Raw genomic sequence first — 3,610 nt, 5'->3', positions numbered from 1 at the left:
CAGCGGCTGCGCCAGCGTGTCGGCGTTGCCGATGATGATCTCGCCGGTCTCCCTGGCCGCGTCCAGGTCCACGTCGATCAGGTCGCCCGGCGTGTACCCGGGCAGACCGCACATCCACAACAGGCTCAGGTCGGCCACGACCTGCTTCTCACTGAGCCCGAAGTGCCGCGCGACCTCGGGCACCCCCACGTCACGGCCCAGGGCGTAGGGCACGAGCATGAGCAGGCGGCGCAGCTGGTCCGCGGACCGCGGACCCCGCGCGGGCGCACCCGGGGCCTCGTCGGGCACGGCCCCTTCGGCGCCGTCCGCCCCGTCACCGGACTCGACCGTGGCGGCCAGGTGCGCCGCGATCGCCTGACGGGCCCCCACCGGTTCCACCACCACCGCCCGTGCTCCGTAGGAGGCCACCCGCCGCACGAGGTCGGGCGTGTCGGCGTAGGGCAGGGTGAGCGTGTCCCAACCGCCACCGGAGGTGTCGCGCTCACCCGCGACCACACGCCGCGCACCGCGCCGGAGTTCGTGGGCGGCGTCGGTGCGCACCCGCAGGACCGCGGACCGCTCGGGTTCGGCGTGCTGCCCCGCCACCACCGACCGCAGGTCCACACCCTCGGGAACGACCACGTCGGGGCCGCCGCGCAGCACCGTCACCTCGCCGCGCACCCGGCCGAGCCGGAAGACACGGCGCGCCCCGCGCGCCCGGTCGTGGCCCACCACGTACCAGTGACCGCGCAGGTTCACGATGCCCCACGGTTCGACCTCGCGCCGCTCCGCCGTCTCCTGGCCCGGCTTGCGGTAGTCGAACGCGATCGGCCGACGGTCGCGCACCGCCTGCCAGACCGGGCCGAAGGACGGCTCATCGGTGCGCATGGCCGGGGACAGCCCGGGCGCGGCCTCACTGTCCACCGGGACCCCGGCCGACCGCAGCTTGAACAGCGCGTTGGCCGCCGCCTCCCCCAGGGCCGCGTGCCGCCAGGCGCGCGCCGCCAGACCCAGCACCACCGCCTCGTCGGGCAGCAGCTCGATCTCGGGAAGCTCGTAGTCGGTGCGCGAGATGCGGTAGCCCTCCTCGCCGCTGACCGCGTCACCGGTCCCCACCTGGATGGGGATACCGCTGTCTCGCAGTTCGCGCTTGTCACGCTCGAACATGCGCTTGAACGCGGCCTCGCTCTCGGCCTCCGCGTACCCCAGCACCGTCTTGCGGATCTCCTGGGCGGTGAGATGGCGGCGCGTGGACAGCAGACAGATGACCAGGTTCAGCTGCCGTTCCGTCTTCCTGCGCGACATCGCCAGCACCCTTCTCGACGTGTGTGGTGGATCGACCGGCGCGGGCCGCGCCTCGCGCGTCGCTCCGTCACCGGTTTCAGCAACGAAGGTACCGTGCCCAACATGATCCGGTGGCGCCGTGGTGAAGTCCGTCAGCTCCTCCCCTCCTGGCCCGGGGTGCTCCCGTGCGTCGTGGCCGTGGACACCGGGGGCGGACGGGAAACGGTGACCCGACGCGCGCTGGCCTACACCGACCTGGTCGGACGCCCCCGGGTGGGCGACACGGTCCTGCTCAACACCAGCGCCTTGGACCTGGGCCTGGGCACCGGAGGCTACGCGTTGGTCATCGCCGTTCCCGACCGCCTGCCCGACGACACCCGCGGCCCCGGACACCTGGTCAAGGCCCGCTACACCCCGTTGCAGGCGACTGTCCTGGGCGCCGACGAACAGGACTCCCCCCACCACGCGACCCTGCGCGAGGCCACGGGAGTCGACGGTATGCCCGTCGTCGCCGCCGACTTGCACTCGGCACTGCCCGCCGTCGTGGCGGGGGTGCGCGCCACACGACCCGAGGCGCGGATCGCCTACGTCATGCTCGACGGCGGCGCCCTGCCCGCGGCGTTCTCCCAGGTCCTGGGGGTGCTGCGGCAGGAGGGACTGTTGGCGGGGTGTGTGACCACCGGGCAGGCCTTCGGCGGCGACCTGGAGGCCGTGACCGTCCACTCCGGGCTCCTGGCCGCCCGGCACGTGCTGGAGGCCGACGTGGCGGTCGTGTGTCAGGGACCCGGGAACCTGGGCACCGGCACCCCGTGGGGGTTCTCCGGTGTGGCCTGCGGCGAGGCGGTCAACGCGGTCGCCGCCCTGGACGGACGGGCGGTGGCGTCGCTGCGGATCAGCGAGGCCGACCCCCGGGACCGGCACCGCGGTGTGTCCCACCACAGTCTGACCGCCTACGGGCGGGTGGCCCTGGCCGAAGCGGACGTGGTCGTGCCCCGGCTGCCGGGGGCCTTCGGGGAACGCCTGCGCGCCCAGGCCTCCGTGCTGGCCGGTCGGCACACCCTCGTGGAGGTGGACGTCACCGGCCTGGAGGAGCACCTGCGGGCGCTGCCGGTGAAGGTGTCCACGATGGGCCGGGGGCTGGAGCAGGACCGTGCGGCCTTCCTCAGCGCCGCGGCCGCGGGACGGCACGCGGCGGCCCTCCTGGAGGGGTGACGGGTGGCCGCGGCGCCGGACCGCGACGGGCCGCGACGGTGTCGGCGGTCAGGCGCGCAGGAGCGAGTCGCCGTCAGGTGACGGGTGGGGGACCGCACCGGGCCGCGCGGACGTGAGCATGTGCGGCGAGGGCACGTCGAAGGAGGCGCCCGGACGGAACATCGCCAGCGACGTGGGCTCGGCACGCACCCCCTCGTCCACCCGCAGCGCGTCCGGAACGAACACCGTGCCGTCGCCGCAGGTGACCCCCCACTCCTTACGGGGGCCGGCGGAGACGATCTGCCCGGGGGCGCCCCCGACGACCGCGTCGGTCAGGGTGCCCCCGCACAGGGTGATGTGGGCCCCGCCGAAGCGCGCGAAGGCACCCGGGTACGGGTCGGCGAGCGCGCGCACCATGCGGTCGACGTCGGCCCCGGAGGCCGTGAAGTCCAGGAGGCCGTCGCAGGGGCGCCGACGGGGCCACACGGACACGTGGCCGGTCTGGGGACGGCGCGGCGCGGTACCGTCCAGGAGGTCGTCCAGGTGGCGCACGAGCAGTTCGGCCTGGAGGCGTGCGACACGGTCGTAGAGTCCGGTGGCGGTCACGTCGGGGGCGACGTCGAACCAGAGCTGGTCGACGATGTCGCCGGAGTCGGCTTCGTGGTTCAGGTGGAAGAGGGTGACGGCGCTGGAACGCATGTCCCTCAGGATGGTCCAGGGGATGGGGGCGCGGCCCCGGCCGACCGGTAGCGGGGAGGGGTGCAGCCCGACCCCGCCCAGGGGCAGGGAGTCCAGGAGCTGTTCGGGGATCAGCTGGGACCAGCCCGCGACGACCATGAGGTCGATGCCGTGTGTGGACAGGGCGTCGCGCGCCTCGTCGGAGTTGATGTCAGCGGTGCGCAGGTGCGGAAGGCCCAGGCGCCGGGTGAGCGAGTCGAAGTCGGCGTAGCCGCAGCGGTGCGCGAGTTCGGCGTTGTAGGACACCACGAGACTGGGCGGACGCCCCTGGGCGCACAGTTCCTCCAGCCCCGGAACCCCCAGGCGCAATCCGGACACGTAGCAGTAGCGCCGTCGGTCTGCCATGGCTCCCCCTCGCCTGTGGACAGATACCACCGACTCTACGCACCCGGTCCCGACACACAGTGGAGGTGGAAAA

Annotated in this window: 3 protein-coding genes; 1 reads left to right on the top strand and 2 read right to left on the bottom strand. The window is 73.7% G+C overall.

Annotated elements, in window-relative coordinates; genetic code table 11:
- Positions 1–1,284, bottom strand: a 1,284-nt coding sequence (locus D471_RS0104075) for a WYL domain-containing protein (RefSeq protein ID WP_040688278.1), incomplete at its 3' end; no start/stop codon positions are given.
- A gap of 102 nt (positions 1,285–1,386) precedes the next feature.
- On the opposite strand from D471_RS0104075, the gene D471_RS0104070 reads away from it, so the two are divergent.
- Positions 1,387–2,475, top strand: coding sequence for a DUF3866 family protein (locus tag D471_RS0104070; RefSeq protein WP_026127393.1), 1,089 nt, complete (start codon positions 1,387–1,389; stop codon positions 2,473–2,475).
- 48 nt (positions 2,476–2,523) lie between these two features.
- Here D471_RS0104070 and D471_RS0104065 read toward each other — a convergent pair whose 3' ends face one another.
- The gene (locus D471_RS0104065) at positions 2,524–3,537 is read right to left on the bottom strand and encodes a methionyl-tRNA formyltransferase (protein ID WP_026127392.1); all 1,014 of its coding nucleotides are present in this window, start codon (positions 3,535–3,537) and stop codon (positions 2,524–2,526) included.
- Between the last annotated feature and the right edge of the window lie 73 nt (positions 3,538–3,610).

Origin of the sequence: Nocardiopsis lucentensis DSM 44048 (assembly GCF_000341125.1) — a bacterium.
Lineage (GTDB): Bacteria > Actinomycetota > Actinomycetes > Streptosporangiales > Streptosporangiaceae > Nocardiopsis > Nocardiopsis lucentensis.
Note: the sequence above shows the minus strand (reverse complement) of the source record. Positions and strands in the feature narration are given on the sequence as shown.

What these genes read in the sequence shown, in the direction of transcription:
- D471_RS0104070 (WP_026127393.1), top strand. Translation starts at nt 1,387, where the DNA reads ATGATCCGGTGGCGCCGTGGTGAAGTCCGTCAGCTCCTCCCCTCCTGG.
- D471_RS0104065 (WP_026127392.1), bottom strand. Translation starts at nt 3,537, where the DNA reads ATGGCAGACCGACGGCGCTACTGCTACGTGTCCGGATTGCGCCTGGGG.